Source organism: Comamonas sp. 4034, from assembly GCF_050434545.1.
Lineage (GTDB): Bacteria > Pseudomonadota > Gammaproteobacteria > Burkholderiales > Burkholderiaceae_C > Comamonas > Comamonas odontotermitis.
In genome coordinates, this window is record NZ_JBNDIT010000004.1 from 261917 (window position 1) to 276115 (window position 14199).

At 61.5% G+C, this 14199-nt stretch carries 17 protein-coding genes and 1 pseudogene; 3 read left to right on the forward strand and 15 right to left on the reverse strand.

Going from position 1 to position 14199, the window contains the following annotated elements; translation table 11 throughout:
- Positions 1-15 precede the first annotated feature (15 nt).
- Entirely contained in the window at positions 16-1068 is a 1053-nt protein-coding gene (locus tag ABIE32_RS06735) for an aldo/keto reductase (protein ID WP_429014864.1), read from the forward strand.
- Positions 1069-1199: 131 nt separating this feature from the next.
- On the opposite strand, the gene ABIE32_RS06740 is transcribed toward ABIE32_RS06735, so the two are convergent.
- The 6 genes from ABIE32_RS06740 to rpsP all read right to left on the reverse strand — a co-directional run bounded on the left by ABIE32_RS06740 (position 1200) and on the right by rpsP (position 5580).
- A complete protein-coding gene (locus tag ABIE32_RS06740; protein WP_224150059.1) occupies positions 1200-2177 on the reverse strand; it encodes a CobD/CbiB family protein in 978 nt (325 codons plus the stop codon).
- A 47-nt stretch (positions 2178-2224) separates the two neighbouring features.
- Positions 2225-2902 carry a CoA pyrophosphatase gene (locus ABIE32_RS06745; RefSeq protein WP_224152748.1) on the reverse strand — a complete coding sequence of 226 codons (678 nt, stop codon included), beginning with the start codon at positions 2900-2902 and terminating at the stop codon, positions 2225-2227.
- A 276-nt stretch (positions 2903-3178) separates the two neighbouring features.
- The gene (gene rplS, locus ABIE32_RS06750; protein WP_224150060.1) at positions 3179-3562 is read right to left on the reverse strand and encodes a 50S ribosomal protein L19; all 384 of its coding nucleotides are present in this window, start codon (positions 3560-3562) and stop codon (positions 3179-3181) included.
- Positions 3563-3683: 121 nt separating this feature from the next.
- Positions 3684-4457: a tRNA (guanosine(37)-N1)-methyltransferase TrmD gene (gene trmD, locus ABIE32_RS06755; protein ID WP_224150061.1), complete on the reverse strand. Its 774-nt coding sequence runs from the start codon at positions 4455-4457 to the stop codon at positions 3684-3686.
- A 116-nt stretch (positions 4458-4573) separates the two neighbouring features.
- The gene (rimM, locus tag ABIE32_RS06760; RefSeq protein WP_224150062.1) at positions 4574-5146 is read right to left on the reverse strand and encodes a ribosome maturation factor RimM; all 573 of its coding nucleotides are present in this window, start codon (positions 5144-5146) and stop codon (positions 4574-4576) included.
- Between the two features lie 182 nt (positions 5147-5328).
- Positions 5329-5580, reverse strand: a complete 252-nt coding sequence (gene rpsP, locus ABIE32_RS06765) for a 30S ribosomal protein S16 (RefSeq protein ID WP_184707700.1) — start codon at positions 5578-5580, stop codon at positions 5329-5331.
- A gap of 107 nt (positions 5581-5687) precedes the next feature.
- On the opposite strand from rpsP, the gene ABIE32_RS06770 reads away from it, so the two are divergent.
- Together ABIE32_RS06770 and ABIE32_RS06775 are read left to right on the forward strand one after the other, a co-directional pair.
- Entirely contained in the window at positions 5688-6215 is a 528-nt protein-coding gene (locus tag ABIE32_RS06770) for an N-acetyltransferase family protein (RefSeq protein WP_429014867.1), read from the forward strand.
- Complete coding sequence (locus ABIE32_RS06775) at positions 6212-6667, forward strand: TM2 domain-containing protein (protein WP_224150063.1); 456 nt, start codon at positions 6212-6214, stop codon at positions 6665-6667. The genes ABIE32_RS06770 and ABIE32_RS06775 overlap by 4 nt, the downstream gene beginning before the upstream one ends.
- 6 nt (positions 6668-6673) lie before the next feature.
- Here the strand turns inward: ABIE32_RS06775 and ABIE32_RS06780 are convergent, their stop codons facing one another.
- The 9 genes and pseudogenes from ABIE32_RS06780 to ABIE32_RS06820 all read right to left on the reverse strand — a co-directional run.
- Positions 6674-7576 carry an alpha/beta hydrolase gene (locus ABIE32_RS06780; protein ID WP_429014869.1) on the reverse strand — a complete coding sequence of 301 codons (903 nt, stop codon included), beginning with the start codon at positions 7574-7576 and terminating at the stop codon, positions 6674-6676.
- Between the two features lie 64 nt (positions 7577-7640).
- Positions 7641-8651, reverse strand: coding sequence for an inorganic phosphate transporter (locus tag ABIE32_RS06785; RefSeq protein ID WP_224150065.1), 1011 nt, complete (start codon positions 8649-8651; stop codon positions 7641-7643).
- Between the two features lie 12 nt (positions 8652-8663).
- Positions 8664-9311 (reverse strand): DUF47 domain-containing protein, encoded by a 648-nt coding sequence (locus tag ABIE32_RS06790; protein WP_184707707.1) that lies wholly within the window; start codon positions 9309-9311, stop codon positions 8664-8666.
- Positions 9312-9437: 126 nt separating this feature from the next.
- Positions 9438-9803, reverse strand: coding sequence for a DMT family protein (locus tag ABIE32_RS06795; protein WP_184707709.1), 366 nt, complete (start codon positions 9801-9803; stop codon positions 9438-9440).
- Between the two features lie 214 nt (positions 9804-10017).
- Positions 10018-10749 (reverse strand): ABC transporter ATP-binding protein, encoded by a 732-nt coding sequence (locus ABIE32_RS06800; protein WP_224150066.1) that lies wholly within the window; start codon positions 10747-10749, stop codon positions 10018-10020.
- A 2-nt stretch (positions 10750-10751) separates the two neighbouring features.
- The gene (locus ABIE32_RS06805) at positions 10752-11531 is read right to left on the reverse strand and encodes an ABC transporter ATP-binding protein (RefSeq protein WP_429014871.1); all 780 of its coding nucleotides are present in this window, start codon (positions 11529-11531) and stop codon (positions 10752-10754) included.
- A gap of 15 nt (positions 11532-11546) precedes the next feature.
- Positions 11547-12623 carry an ABC transporter permease subunit gene (locus ABIE32_RS06810; protein WP_224150068.1) on the reverse strand — a complete coding sequence of 359 codons (1077 nt, stop codon included), beginning with the start codon at positions 12621-12623 and terminating at the stop codon, positions 11547-11549.
- 12 nt (positions 12624-12635) lie between these two features.
- Positions 12636-13565, reverse strand: coding sequence for a branched-chain amino acid ABC transporter permease (locus ABIE32_RS06815; RefSeq protein ID WP_184707717.1), 930 nt, complete (start codon positions 13563-13565; stop codon positions 12636-12638).
- Between the two features lie 511 nt (positions 13566-14076).
- Positions 14077-14199: pseudogene (locus ABIE32_RS06820) on the reverse strand (electron transfer flavoprotein subunit alpha/FixB family protein); the annotation flags it as partial.

The following is a 14199-nucleotide window of genomic DNA, read 5'->3' on the forward strand; positions in this document are numbered from 1 at the left end:
CAAGAGGGTTTTGCCATGGAATACCGTTACCTCGGCCAATCCGGCCTGAAAGTACCTGCACTGGGCCTGGGCACCGGCACCTTTGGCGGGCAAGGCCCGCTGTTCTCAGCCTGGGGCCAGAGCGGCGCAGACCATGCCCGACGCATGATCGATATCTGTCTGGATGCCGGCCTCAACCTGTTCGACAGCGCCGATGTGTACTCAGACGGCGCATCGGAGGCCGTGCTGGGCGAGGCGCTCGCCGGGCGTCGCCAGCACGCCATCATCTCCACCAAGGTCGGCCTGCGCACCGGCAGTGGGCCCAATGATGCAGGCAGCTCCCGCCAGCACCTGGTGAGCGCGGTGGAGGCAAGCCTCAAGCGCCTCAAGACCGATTACATCGACCTTTTACAGTTGCACGCGTTTGACGCCCACACACCGGTCGAACAGGTGCTGCAAACCCTGGACCTGCTGGTGCAAGCAGGCAAGGTGCGGTATGTGGGCGCATCCAACTTCTCGGGCTGGCAGTTGATGAAATCGCTGGCTGCCGCCGACCGGAACGGCCTGCCGCGCTATGTGGCCAACCAGGCCTACTACTCGCTGATTGGCCGTGACATGGAGTGGGAGCTGATGCCGCTCGGCCTGGACCAGGGTATCGGCACCATGGTGTGGAGCCCACTGGGCTGGGGACGGCTCACGGGCAAGATTCGCCGTGGCCAGCCCCTGCCTGAACAGAGCCGCCTGCACCAGACCGAACAGTTTGCACCGCCCGTGGCCGCCGAGCATTTGTACAAGGTGGTCGATGCGCTGGAGGCTGTGGCGCAAGATACCGCCAAGAGCGTGGCCCAGGTCGCCATCAACTGGCTGCTGCAGCGCCCCACGGTCGCCAGCGTATTGATTGGCGCGCGCAACGAAGAGCAATTGCAGCAGAACCTGGGTGCCGTGGGCTGGCAGTTGAACGCCGAGCAGATGCGTTTGCTCGATGACGCCAGCGCCGTGATGCCGCCCTACCCCTACTACCCCTACTGGAACGGCCAGTTCAGCGAACTGGCGCCGCCTGCGGTGCGCTCCAGCGTGCAAACACTATAAAAAATAGTGCTGATGGCGCTTATTGAGTGTGCGCCACTGCCTTCAAACATCAAAAAAGCCTGCGAGGCCGGTCACCCGGTTCGCAGGCTTTGCTGCACATGCAAGCTGTTCGCCTGCCACTCAGGCAGCTATCACCCCAGCAGCCGCGCCAGGGTCAGGAGCGCCAGCAGCAGCATCCACACCACCACCGAGCGCCACACCAGGCCCACCACGCTGCGCAGGTGTGCCACTTCCGGATCGCGCCCCGGCGTGGTGGAGCCGTCGCCCTGCAGCAGGGCAGCATCGCCAGCATCGAAATCGGCCGTGCGTGCGCGCAGTGCGGCGCCGCCCAGGCGGATGTCGATGGCACCAGCGGTGGCGGCCAGGATCACGCCATCGTTGTCGTTGGGAAAGTGCTGGGTCTGAAAGCGCCAGCCATCGATGGCTTCTTCAAAATTGCCGACGATGGCAAAGCTCAGCGCGGTCAGGCGCGCGGGCAACCAATCCACCATGGCCCAGGCGCGGGCCGCCACATCCTGAAAGGCGCCGTGCGCCAACTCGCTGGCCTGGGCGGGCTTGATGGCAAAGCGCGATACATATTCCGCCATACGGTAGAACACCGCGCCCGCCGGGCCCAGGCCCAGGGCCGAGCCAATGGAATAGCAGGCCAGCACACCAAACACATGGCGGTGCGCGGCCAGCACGGAATATTCGATCACATGGCGCACGATCTCGCTGCGCGGCAGTTGGCCCACGTCCACTTGCTGCCACGCCGCCAGATACTGGCGGGCCTGCTCTTCATCGCCCGATTCCAGCGCATCGCGGATACGCGTGAAATGGTGGCTGAACTGGCGAAAACCCAGCGTGACGTACAGCACCACCACATGCCACACCATGGCGAGCGGCCAGCCCACCAGCCAGGTCAGCAGCCAGTGCATGCCCAGTGACAGCCCTGTGGGCAGCAACACCGCCACGCACCACGCCAGCCAACCGTGGCGCTGCTGGCCTGCATCCAGATTGCGGCTGATCCACTGTACCCAGGCGCGCACGGCGGCATACACCGGGTTGTCGCGCGACAAGGGCTTGGCCTGCTCCAGCAGCAAGGCGATCAGCGTGGCAAAAAAACTCATGGTCGGTGATCATACCGGCTGATCTGCAACATACAAGTAGTTACTAATCAGCGCGGCGCCTGGAAGGCCAGAAAACGGTACAGATTGCGCAGCATGCCTGCAGTGGCGCCCCAGATGAAGCGCTGGTGGCCGGACAGCGGATCCTGGTACGGCATGGATAACCAGCGCCGTGACAGCTCGGGCGTGTCCAGCTGCTGCCACTGGTGGTGCGCCGGATTCATCAAAAACGACAGCGGTACCTCGAAGATGTCGTCCACCTCGCCCGGATTGGGGGCAAGTGCGAACGGCGGCGTGACGAGCCCCACCACAGGCGTGATGTCGAAACCCGAACCCGTGGCGTAGACCGGCAGGCTACCCAATACCTCGACCCGGTCGCGCGCCAGCCCCACCTCTTCCCAGGCTTCGCGCAGGGCGGTGTCATTGGCGTTGTGGTCTTCCGGGTCCTGACGGCCTCCGGGGAAGGCAATCTGCCCCGAATGGTTGGACAGGCCTGTGCTGCGCTGGGTGAGCAGCACATGGATCTCCTGCCGCTGCACGAGCGCAACGAGCACGGCCGCCTTGGCTGGCGGCTTGCTCGTCCAGCGGTGCTCATTGCTCAGCTCCGGCTGCCAGTCGAGACTGCTGCCGCCAAACGCCTGACGCAGATGCTCGGCGCTCAGGCATGCTGGCGCCACAGCGGGCAGGCCGGTATCGACCTGCACCACCGGCACCGTGCGCGGATCCATGATGGGGACTACTTTTTTGATAGCTGTCTGCGCTTTCTGGACGGACGCGAGTGGCTGATTCTGTTCAAAACCTGCCATCGCAGGCTGGCTGCTGGAATTCTTGTTCATGCGAACCTCTTTCCCGCATCATAAGAAAACCGTGGCCCGCTTGCCGAGCAGGGTTGTCGCTTGGGCTCGGTTGTGGTCGCGACACAAGCCACTTGGCCAAGGGGGCGGCCATGAAAAAAGCCGCTACAGCTTGTACCGTAGCGGCTTTCAGCACTGGGCTGCGCAGAATTATTCTGCTGCAACAGCTGCTGCCTTGCGTGCTGGCAGCTTTTCCTTGATACGGGCAGACTTGCCGCTGCGCTCGCGCAGGTAGTACAGCTTGGCACGGCGCACATCGCCGCGACGCTTCACTTCGATGCCGGCGATCATAGGGCTGTAGGTCTGGAACGTACGTTCCACGCCTTCGCCGCTGGAGATCTTGCGCACGGTAAAGCCGCTGTTCAGACCGCGATTGCGCTTAGCAATCACCACGCCTTCGTAAGCCTGCACACGCTTGCGGGTGCCTTCAACAACGTTCACGCTCACGATCACGGTGTCGCCAGGGGCAAATTCAGGAATGGTCTTGTTCAGACGAGCAATTTCTTCTTGCTCGAGAATCTGGATCAGGTTCATGGTTTCATCCAACGATCTTGCACGCGCCATGGAATTGGCAGCTGGAGGCATAGAGTTACCAGCGTATTGCTTGGTTCACCATTGAACAAAGCGGCCGGGCAGAGGATCGGTAAACCGGCAATTATAGTGGTTTTGGCAAATTCGCCAACACCTGCTCGTCTTTGCGGGTCAATTGGCCGCGCGTGCGGGCCGCCTCCAGCAGCTCAGGGCGGTGCCCAGCAGTGATGCGCAGGCTCTGTTCGCGGCGCCAGCGCTCGATATGGGCGTGGTGGCCCGACAGCAGTTCGGCAGGCACCGGCTGGCCGTTCCACACCTCGGGCCGCGTGTAGTGGGGGCAATCGAGCAGGCCGTCCAGCGCGGGGTTGAAGCTGTCCAGCTGGTGGCTGCCCTCGTCGTGCAGCACGCCCGGTTGCAGGCGGGTTACCGCATCCATCAAGGCCATGGCCGCAATCTCGCCGCCCGAAAGCACAAAATCGCCCAGGCTCAGTTGCACGTCCACAAACTGGTCGATGAAGCGCTGGTCCACGCCTTCGTAGCGGCCACACAACAAAATAGCGCCCTGCGAATCCGACCATGCCTGCACTTCGCCATGGTTGATCGCGCGACCAATGGGCGAGAACAGCACGAGCGGCGCAGGGCCATCGCCCTCGCCTGCCTGCGCACGTTGGGCACGGATGGCAGCCAGGCAATCGGCCAGCGGCTGCGCCATCATCACCATGCCGGGGCCGCCACCAAAGGGGCGATCATCCACCCGGCGGTAGTTGCCGGGCGCGTAATCGCGCGGGTTCCAGCAATGCACTGCCACCTGGCCGCTCTGGTAGGCACGGCGCGTGACGCCTACCTCCAGAAAAGGGGCAAACAGCTCAGGGAACAGGGTAATGATGTCAAAGCGCATACAAGCAATCCTTCCCCGCGCTCAGGCAGCGCACATCCCATGAAGCGGAAGCCGCCCAGCCACGCACACCCGACCCAGGCCTGCACCGCGCGCACGGCAATACAGGAGCTGTTCCATCAGTAATCAGGCTGCCAGTCGACCGTGATGCGCTTGTTGGGCAGCGATACCTCGTCCACAAAGGCATTCACGAAGGGAATCAGGCGCTCCTGCGCCTTGCCTTCTTCCTCGTAGCCTACCACCAGCACCGTCTGCGGGCCGGTAGACATCAGATCCTTGACGGTGCCCAGCGCCAGCCCTTCGCGGTTCACCACGGCCAGCCCCATCAGATCGACCCAGTAATACTCGTCGTCATCGGTCTTGGGAAACTCGGCACGCGAGATGAAGACGCGCGCGCCCTTGAGCTTCTCGGCCTGGTCACGGTCATCAACGCCTTGCGCCCAGCCCACCATGCCGTCTCCATGGAAGCGGGCCTGCCGCATCTCCAGCGAGGCCACACCCTGAAAATGGCGGGCGCCTTTTTCCGGTGGCTGAATGAACCAGTGCTTGGCCTTGAGCAGTGCTTGCGGATCGCTGCTGAGCGCAAACACCTTGAACCAGCCCTTGACGCCCCAGGCATCGGCAATGCGTGCCACTTCAATGGCATCGTCTGGCAGGGTGGCGGGCGACAGAATGAGTTCGGTAGCAGGCATGGCAAAAATGGCAGTGCGAAAGGTGGCCTCGCGCGCCACACACAGGGTGTGACCACGGCGTCCAAAGGATTTTCTCCCTGGAAGCGGCCCGGCGATAAAAAACGGGCCGTAGTGCTTGTCGCAACTAACGGCCCGCGCGGAGGGTTGCGCATGAAGCGCAACCGATCCGGAGAGATGGCGTATTAAGCAGCCTTGGCAGCGACTTGCTTGGCCAGACGTTCCACGGTTGGAGAAGCCTGGGCGCCCACGCTCTTCCAGTAAGCCAGACGATCCAGCGCCAGGCGCAGACCTTCGGTGCCGTCCTTGGCTTGTGGGCTGTAGAAACCCAGGCGCTCGATGAAAGCACCGTCGCGACGCACGCGCTTGTCAGCAACCACAATGTTGTAGAACGGACGGGCCTTGGAGCCGCCGCGGGAGAGTCGAACTACGACCATAATAATCCTTCGGGTGGTGAAATTTTTTGCCACGTTTGAGACACGCGACTAGCCACCCGGCCAGCGACACGCAGCAAAGCTCTGCATTATACAAACTTCTGGAAAACATGCCAAGCGTTCGGATCAGCACCGCCCAAGACATTCCTGCCATCACCCGCATCTATGCCCACCATGTGCTTCACGGCACCGGCAGCTTTGAAACCGAAGCGCCAGGGGAATCCGAAATGATCCGCCGCCGCGAAGAGGTGCTGCAGCGCAAGCTGCCTTACCTGGTTGCAGTCGGAGACGATGGACAGGTGGTGGGCTATGCCTATGCCAACTGGTTTAAGGCACGGCCCGCCTACCGTTTCTCGGCGGAAGACTCGATCTACGTGGCAGACGGACAGCACGGCAAAGGCATTGGCAGGCTTCTGATGCAGGCGCTGATCGACGCATGTGAGCAGGCCGGTGTCCGCAAATTGATTGCAGTGATCGGCGATTCGGGCAACCATGGCTCCATCGGTGTGCACACCGCTGCCGGTTTCGTACCGGTGGGCACCATGCGTTCCGTCGGTTGGAAGTTCGGTCGCTGGCTGGACATTGTGATGATGGAAAAAACCCTGGGCGCTGGCGACAGCACGCCCCCTGCCCCATGAAATCTGCAAAAAACAAGACCCTCGCCACCTGGCTGGCCTTTCTGGGTGGGCCGCTAGGCCTGCACCGTTTCTACCTGCACGGCCTGGGAGACACGATCGGCTGGCTGCTGCCCATTCCCACCGCCCTGGGCCTGTACGGCATGGAGCGCATTGCTGCCAACGGCATTGACGACCAGATGAGCTGGCTGCTGGTGCCGCTCCTGGGCTTTACCATTGCAGCCTGCTCCTTGATGGCCATCATCTACGGGCTGATGGCACCCGAAAAATGGAACGCGCGCTTCAACCCCTCGCTCGATCAGGAGGCCGCACCCGGCCGCACCAACTGGATCACGGTGTTCGGCATTGCCGCTGCGCTGATGATCGGCACCGCCATCCTGATGGCCAGCTTCGCCTACAGCTTTGAGCACTATTTTCAGTACCAGATCGAAGAGGCGCGCAAGATTTCCCAGTGAAGATTGCTATTGTTTTTGCAAATGGCGGTTGAGAAAGCCAAAGACCTGCGCCTCATAGGCCTGTGGGGCAAAGCGATACAGATCGACATGCCCCGCACCAGGCACCACCCACAACTGCTTGGGCTCCGCAGCTACTGCAAACATCTGTTCGGTCTCGGCCTGCGTGGTGTAGCGGTCGTCGGCGCCACCAGCCACCAGCACGGGGGCAGCAAGCTGCGCCAGATGGTCGACAGGCCGCACCTGGTCTGCCGCCAGGCCCAGACGCAGCGGCATCTGCCCCAAAAGCAAGGGCGACACTACTGCCGATAACGGCCCCAGGCGCTCCCGCACACGGTTGTCCACCGCAGTTTCAATTCGGGTGAACACAGCTTCCAGCACCACCGCATCGGGAGGACGTCCCTGGTGCGCCAGCAACAGGCCCGCGCCACCCAGTGATGCACCGATGACGCCCAAGCGCTCCTGCGGTAGGCGGTCGCGCAGCCAGTCGAGGGCACTGCGCACGCCTGCAGCCTCTTTCGGCCCGAAGCTGATCATGTCGCCATCACTCTCGCCATGCGCGTACAGATCGATCAGCAGGACTGCGTAGCCACGTTGATTCAAGGCGCGCGCCCGGGGGAGCATGGCACGGCGGTCTGCCCGCACACCGTGCAGCAACAGCACTGCGCCATGTCCAGGCGCCCCATCCGCATACCAGCCTCTGACGAACCCTTCCGCTGAGCCAATCTCTACAGCCTGCGCATTCCAGCCCTCAGGCACGGGCCCCACAGGGTGCTGCTGCGGCTGGGCGATCCAGCTTCCCGCCGCCCAGGACACTCCTGCCACAGCCACCAACCCGGCGGCAGCTACCGCCAACCAGCGCCAACCACGAACCATCGGGCGCGCACCGCGAGAAACTGTGGAATCAGCCATACGTCAATGAAAAAAAGGTTGGCCGATCATATCTGCCAACCTTTTGCACCTGATGTGCCAATCCTTAGTACAGCTGTAGGCTGACCCAGTACGCAAACGCGGCGACAAAGGCGGCTGCTGGAATGGTCAGCACCCAGGCCCAGACGATATTGCCTGCCACGCCCCAGCGCACAGCGCTGGCACGCTGCGTGGAGCCCACGCCGACGATGGCGCCGGTGATGGTGTGCGTGGTGGATACGGGCACGCCCAGCGCAGTGGCAATGAACAGTGTCATCGCGCCACCGGTTTCAGCGCAGAAGCCGCCCACGGGCTTGAGCTTGGTGATCTTCTGGCCCATGGTCTTGACGATGCGCCAGCCACCAAACATGGTGCCCAGGCCGATGGCCGCGTAGCACGAAACAATGGTCCACAGCGGTGGCTCGGCGTCGTTGGGCGAAGCGTAGCCAGTGGACAGCAGCAGCAGCCAGATGATACCGATGGTCTTTTGCGCATCATTGCCGCCGTGGCCCAGGCTGTAGGCACCGGCAGACACCAGTTGCAGCCGGCGGAACCATTTGTCGACGCGACCGGGTGTGGCGCGGCGGAATACCCACGCAACGATCACCATCATCAAGGAGCCCAGCAAAAAGCCCAGCAGCGGCGAGACGAAGATGAAGGCAATCGTCTTCCAGATACCGCTGGCAATCAGCGAGCCCGCGCCAGCCTTGGCAATGACCGCGCCAACAATGCCGCCGATCAGCGCGTGGGACGAACTGGACGGAATGCCGTAGTACCAGGTGATGACGTTCCAGCTGATAGCACCCACCAGGGCGCCGAAGATCACGTGGGTGTCGACAATACCCGGCTGCACGATGCCTTTACCAATGGTGGCAGCCACGCTCAGGTGGAAGACAAAGATGGCAACAAAGTTGAAGAATGCCGCAAACACCACTGCCTGGGTGGGCTTGAGCACGCCGGTGGAGACAACGGTCGCAATCGAATTGGCCGCGTCGTGAAACCCGTTCATGAAGTCGAACAGTATGGCGAGCGCCACCAGCACGACAATCACCCACAGGGCGGTTTGCATCGGTTCCATGGGGCTGCCCGATCAGGAGTTTTCGAGAATGATGCCTTCGATGTGGTTGGCCACATCTTCGCACTTGTCGGTGATGGTCTCGAGCAGCTCGTAGATCGCCTTGAGCTTGATCACCTCGCGCACATCGGGCTCTTCACGGAAGAGTTTGCTCATCGCAGAGCGCATCACGCGGTCAGCATCGCTCTCGAGGCGGTCGATTTCTTCGCAGGTCTTGATGGCCGCTTCGGTCGTGGCCGGCTCGGCAATGCGGTCAAGCATCTTGACGGCATCGCGCACGCGCTCGCAGCACTTGACGCTCAGGTCGGTGAGGCGGGTGATTTCCTCGGTCATGTGGCGCACGTCGTACAGCGCCATGGTTTCGGCCGAATCCTGAATCAGGTCCGCCACATCGTCCATGGTGTTGATCAGCGCGTGGATCTGCTCGCGGTCGATCGGGGTGATGAAGGTCTTGTGCAGGGTGCGGTTGACTTCGTGGGTCACACGGTCAGCGGCACGCTCGGCGTTGTCCACATCCTGGTTGTAACGCTCGCGCAGATGCGGATCGTTGTAGTTGGCCACCAACTGTGCAAATGCATGGGCCGCTTCGACGATGCGGTCCGCATGTTGGTTGAACAGTTCGAAAAAATTACCTTCGCGCGGCAAGAGTTTGCCAAAGAGCATGGGGGCACCTATACGGTTTCAATGCGGGAGAGGGATGACGGACGGGAGATCCGCCCGGGAGGGAAACAGTTGCTGCACTGCACAATTCATCAATTTTAAATGCAGCTGTCATTATTTTGTCTCAATTCAGGCAGCACCCCGAAAAACAAAGTAGACCGCGCCCAGGAGGCACAGCCCTGCCCAGAGGTAATCGAGCTTGAGCGGCTGGTCCAGAAACCAGACCGAAAACGGCACAAACACCAACAGGGTGATGACCTCCTGCATGATCTTGAGCTGGCCCACATTGAACTGCGTGGCGCCAATGCGGTTGCCCGGAACCTGCAGCATGTACTCAAAAAACGCAATGCCCCAGCTGACGATGGCGGCGATATACCAGGGCGAAGTGGAGAGGTTCTTGAGGTGTCCGTACCAGGCAAAGGTCATGAACACGTTGCTAAGGACCAGCAGCAGCACCGTTTGCACGGGCACAGGAATGGACTGGAGGAAATTCACACAATCACCTTGAAAAAGTTGCGCCATTGTCATGCAAGTGGCCGCTTTTTGCTGCCACGTGCCGCTGCGGCAACAATTTCATCAGCAGATTTCATCGTCAGCCCTTTCCCGCAAAGCGCCAGACGCTATCAAATCATGAGCAATAAAAAAGCACCGCCATGCGGTGCTTCTGATCGACTGTCGACTGTCTGCGGGCGCTTCTGCCCGGCGCGCCCTACTCGCCCAGGTAGGCGGCGCGCACGCGCGGATCGGCCAGCAGCTCCTGGCCCGGGCCGGTCATCGTGATGATGCCCGATTCCATCACGTAGCCACGGTCGGCAATGGCCAGCGCGCGGCTTGCGTTCTGCTCCACCAGCACGATCGTCACGCCCATGGCGTACACATCGCGCACCACTTCGAAGATCTTGTCAACCATGATGGGCGACAGCCCCATGGATGGCTCATCGAGCAGCAGCAGCTTGGGCTGCGCCATCAGCGCGCGCGCCATGGCCAGCATCTGCTGCTCGCCGCCGGACATGGTGCCCGCCAGCTGGTCCTTGCGCTCGCGCAGACGCGGGAAGATGTTGAACATTTTCTCGATGTCGGCCAGGATGCCCGCCTTGTCCTTGCGCAGGTAGGCCCCGAGCATCAGATTGTCGGTAATGGTCTGGCGCGTAAAGACGCCCCGTCCTTCGGGCACCATCACCAGGCCCTTGGCCACCAGGTCCCAGGCACCCAGGCCCTTGATGTTCTGGCCCAGGAACTCGATCTGGCCGTCGTTGATCGCCTGCGTGGCGGTCACGGCCTTCATGGTCGTGGTCTTGCCCGCGCCGTTGGAGCCGATCAGCGACACCAGCTCGCCCTCGTGCACCTCAAAATCCACGCCCTTGACAGCCTGAATACCGCCATAGGCCACCTTCAGCCCGCGTACCTTCAACAACACCGGGTTGCTTGTCTTGTCCGTCATGCTCAATGTCCTCCGGTGCCCAGGTAGGCCTCAATCACTTTTTCGTCTTTCTGCACTTCGGCAGGCGTGCCCTCGGCCAGGCGCTTGCCATAGTCGAGCACGGTCACCCGGTCACACAGGCCCATCACCAGCTTCACATCGTGCTCGATCAGCAAGATCGTGCGGTTGTCTTTGCGGATGCGGTCGATCAGCTCGCGCAATTGCACCTTTTCGGTGGCATTCATGCCGGCGGCCGGCTCGTCGAGCGCGATCAGCTGCGGATCGGTTGCCAGCGCGCGGGCAATCTCCAGGCGCCGCTGGTCGCCGTAGGACAGGGTGCGCGCCTTGTAATCGGCATAGCGCTCGATGCCCACGTACGCCAGCAGTTCGCGGGCACGTTCCTTGATCGCCATTTCCTCGGCCTTGAAAGCCTGGGTGCGGAAGATGGCGCCGATCAGACCGGACTGGCTGCGCACATGGCGCCCCACCATCACGTTCTCGAGCGCCGTCATCTCGGCAAACAGACGGATGTTCTGGAACGTGCGCGCAATGCCCGCCTTGGCCACCAGGTGCACTGCCGTCGGCTGGTAGGCCGTGCCTGCCAGCTCGAAGGTGCCGCTGTCGGGCGTGTACAGGCCCGTGATCACATTGAAGAACGTGGTCTTGCCGGCCCCATTGGGGCCAATCAGGCCGTAGACCTGGCCGCGCTCAATGGTCAAACCCACATCGGACAGCGCCTGCAGACCGCCAAAGCGCTTGGAAATACCTGCCACTTTCAGTGCAGGAGCGTGTGTACTCGTCATGCTCTATTCTCCTGCTCAGTCTTTCTGGATGGCGCTCTTGCCATGTTCGGGCGCGGGCCACAGGCCACGCGGACGCAGCAGCATCACCACGATCATCGCCACGGCAATCAGCAACTGGCGCAGGATGGAGGCGTCAAGCCGCCCATCCGTCAGCTGCTGCAGCGGGCCAGCCACATAGCGCAACACCTCTGGCAGGGCCGACAGCAGCACCGCGCCCAGAATGACGCCGGGAATATGGCCCAGGCCCCCCAGCACCACCATGGCGACGATCATGATCGACTCCATCAGGCTGAACGATTCCGGAGACACAAAGCCCTGGAAGCCCGCAAACATGGCGCCGGACACGCCGCCGAACGTCGCGCCCATGCCGAATGCCATCAGTTTCAGGTTGCGGGTGTTGATGCCCATGGCCTTGGCGGCGATTTCGTCTTCGCGGATCGCCATCCAGGCGCGACCGATACGCGAGTCCTGCAGACGGTAGCAGATAGCCACGCTGGCCACCACCAGCACCAGGAACAGGTAGTAGTACAGGGTGACGGACGAGACCGTATAGCTGCCGATCTCCAGCGGCTTGGCAAAGTCAAAGCCGAAGATCTTGATCGAATCGATCTGACCCAGGCCCTTGGGGCCGTTGGTGATGTTGACAGGCTGGTCCAGGTTCAGCATGAAGATACGGATGATCTCGCCAAAACCCAGGGTCACGATGGCCAGGTAATCGCCCCGCAACTTGAGCACCGGAAAGCCCAGAATCATCCCCGCCAGCGCTGCCAGCAGCGCCGCCAGCGGAATCACCAGCCAGATCGAGGTGTGCAGCCCATTGGGGAACATGGCCTTGAAGCCTTCGAATGTCTCGGCCAGATGGGGCGAAGCCATCAGGCCCAGCATATAGGCACCTACCGCGTAGAAGGCGACATAGCCCAGGTCCAGCAGGCCGGCAAAGCCCACCACGATGTTCAGACCCAGGGCCAGCATCACATAGAGCAGCGCCAGATCGGCAATCCGTACCCAGGCATTGCCAAAGTACTGCAGGATGAGCGGTAATACCAGGAGCGCAACCGCGCCCAGAATCCATTGTGCTTTGTTGTTCTTCATGCTGTGTTCCCCTTACGCACGATCGGCCACACGCTCGCCCAGCAGGCCCGAAGGACGCAGGGTCAGCACGATGATCAGCACAATGAACGAGAAGATGTCGACATACTGGCTGCCCAGGATGCCGCCGGTGAGTTCGCCGATGTAACCGGCGCCAATGGCCTCCACCAGGCCCAGAATCATGGCGCCCACCACGGCGCCAGCCAGATTGCCGATGCCGCCGAACACTGCGGCGATGAACGCCTTCAGACCCGGCAGGAAACCCATGGTGTGCTGGGCAGTTCCATAATTCGATGCCCACAGCACGCCTGCAATCGCCGCCAGCACGGCACCGATCACGAAGGTGGCCGAAATCACCATGTCAGGCTTGATGCCCATCAAGGCCGCAACGCGGGGGTTTTCCGCCGTGGCACGCATGGCGCGGCCCAGGCGGGTGTAGTTGACCAGGTACATCAGCACCGCCAGCACAATGGCCGTCACGCCCAGCACCAGAATCTGGGTCGGCGTGATCACCGCGCCCGCCACTTCAAAGGGCTCAGCCGGCAGCAAGGTCGCATAGGGCTTGTAGTTGGGCTTCCAGATGATCATGGCCAGCGTCTGCAGCAGGATCGACATGCCGATGGCCGTGATCAGCGGCGCCAGGCGCGGGCTGTTGCGCAGCGGCCGGTAGGCCAGCTTTTCAATCGTGAAATTGAGCACTGCCGCCACCACACAGGCAATCAAGGTGGCGATCAGCAGGATGATCCAGCCGGGCGTATCGGGCATGGCGCCCTGCATCCAGCCGATGATGCTCCAACTCGTCAGTACACCGATCATCAGCACTTCGCCGTGCGCGAAGTTAATCAATTGAATAATGCCGTACACCATGGTGTAGCCCAAGGCTATCAAAGCGTACATGCTGCCCAGGACCAGACCATTAATGATCTGCTGCAGCAAAATATCCATAACCAACCCTTCACCAGTTGAACCACGATGGCAAAGACTGCATTCACCTGGTGATTACCCTGTAATACAGACCGCCTCTAACCGCGATAACAGTTTTATGCGGATCGCAGGAATTCTATCGACGGGCCGGTGTTTTCAAGCTCTTTCGCCGCTAGCGCTTTCCCTAGTCATTTGCGCCAAAAGGTCACGAAAATTGACGCTTTTGGTATCTCCTCCTAGGGAATTCACCAGTAATAAAGATATAAGCACGCTGAATACTTACAAATAACTTACACCACCCGTGATTCCTTATTGATGACGCGCAAAAGAGTGCGCGGTATCAGTGCAAATGCCATTCCCGGTATTTACACCGGCTGAAACATCGGCTGGATGCAAGGCAGTTCCTTTCGAACCCAGCAGGCGCCCTGCTCTGTTGCGAGGCCTGTGCCACCCTCTGACAAGGCTCCGTTTCCAGGCAGCGCCGGGGAATAAAAAACGCGGCCAGGCCGCGTTTTTTCCGAAAGGGCTGAAATTACAGCTTGCCCACCATCTCGGGCACCGCCTCGAACAGGTCGGCCACCAGGCCATAGTCGGCCACGCTGAAGATCGGCGCCTCCTCGTCCTTGTTGATCGCCACGATCACCTTGGAGTCCTT

What these genes read in the sequence shown, in the direction of transcription:
- ABIE32_RS06815 (WP_184707717.1), bottom strand. Translation starts at nt 13,565, where the DNA reads ATGGATATTTTGCTGCAGCAGATCATTAATGGTCTGGTCCTGGGCAGC.
- ABIE32_RS06810 (WP_224150068.1), bottom strand. Translation starts at nt 12,623, where the DNA reads ATGAAGAACAACAAAGCACAATGGATTCTGGGCGCGGTTGCGCTCCTG.
- ABIE32_RS06740 (WP_224150059.1), bottom strand. Translation starts at nt 2,177, where the DNA reads ATGAGTTTTTTTGCCACGCTGATCGCCTTGCTGCTGGAGCAGGCCAAG.
- ABIE32_RS06745 (WP_224152748.1), bottom strand. Translation starts at nt 2,902, where the DNA reads ATGGATCCGCGCACGGTGCCGGTGGTGCAGGTCGATACCGGCCTGCCC.
- ABIE32_RS06735 (WP_429014864.1), top strand. Translation starts at nt 16, where the DNA reads ATGGAATACCGTTACCTCGGCCAATCCGGCCTGAAAGTACCTGCACTG.
- ABIE32_RS06790 (WP_184707707.1), bottom strand. Translation starts at nt 9,311, where the DNA reads ATGCTCTTTGGCAAACTCTTGCCGCGCGAAGGTAATTTTTTCGAACTG.
- ABIE32_RS06775 (WP_224150063.1), top strand. Translation starts at nt 6,212, where the DNA reads ATGAAATCTGCAAAAAACAAGACCCTCGCCACCTGGCTGGCCTTTCTG.
- trmD (WP_224150061.1), bottom strand. Translation starts at nt 4,457, where the DNA reads ATGCGCTTTGACATCATTACCCTGTTCCCTGAGCTGTTTGCCCCTTTT.
- ABIE32_RS06770 (WP_429014867.1), top strand. Translation starts at nt 5,688, where the DNA reads ATGCCAAGCGTTCGGATCAGCACCGCCCAAGACATTCCTGCCATCACC.
- ABIE32_RS06780 (WP_429014869.1), bottom strand. Translation starts at nt 7,576, where the DNA reads ATGGCTGATTCCACAGTTTCTCGCGGTGCGCGCCCGATGGTTCGTGGT.
- rimM (WP_224150062.1), bottom strand. Translation starts at nt 5,146, where the DNA reads ATGCCTGCTACCGAACTCATTCTGTCGCCCGCCACCCTGCCAGACGAT.
- ABIE32_RS06800 (WP_224150066.1), bottom strand. Translation starts at nt 10,749, where the DNA reads ATGACGGACAAGACAAGCAACCCGGTGTTGTTGAAGGTACGCGGGCTG.
- ABIE32_RS06805 (WP_429014871.1), bottom strand. Translation starts at nt 11,531, where the DNA reads ATGACGAGTACACACGCTCCTGCACTGAAAGTGGCAGGTATTTCCAAG.
- rpsP (WP_184707700.1), bottom strand. Translation starts at nt 5,580, where the DNA reads ATGGTCGTAGTTCGACTCTCCCGCGGCGGCTCCAAGGCCCGTCCGTTC.
- ABIE32_RS06785 (WP_224150065.1), bottom strand. Translation starts at nt 8,651, where the DNA reads ATGGAACCGATGCAAACCGCCCTGTGGGTGATTGTCGTGCTGGTGGCG.
- rplS (WP_224150060.1), bottom strand. Translation starts at nt 3,562, where the DNA reads ATGAACCTGATCCAGATTCTCGAGCAAGAAGAAATTGCTCGTCTGAAC.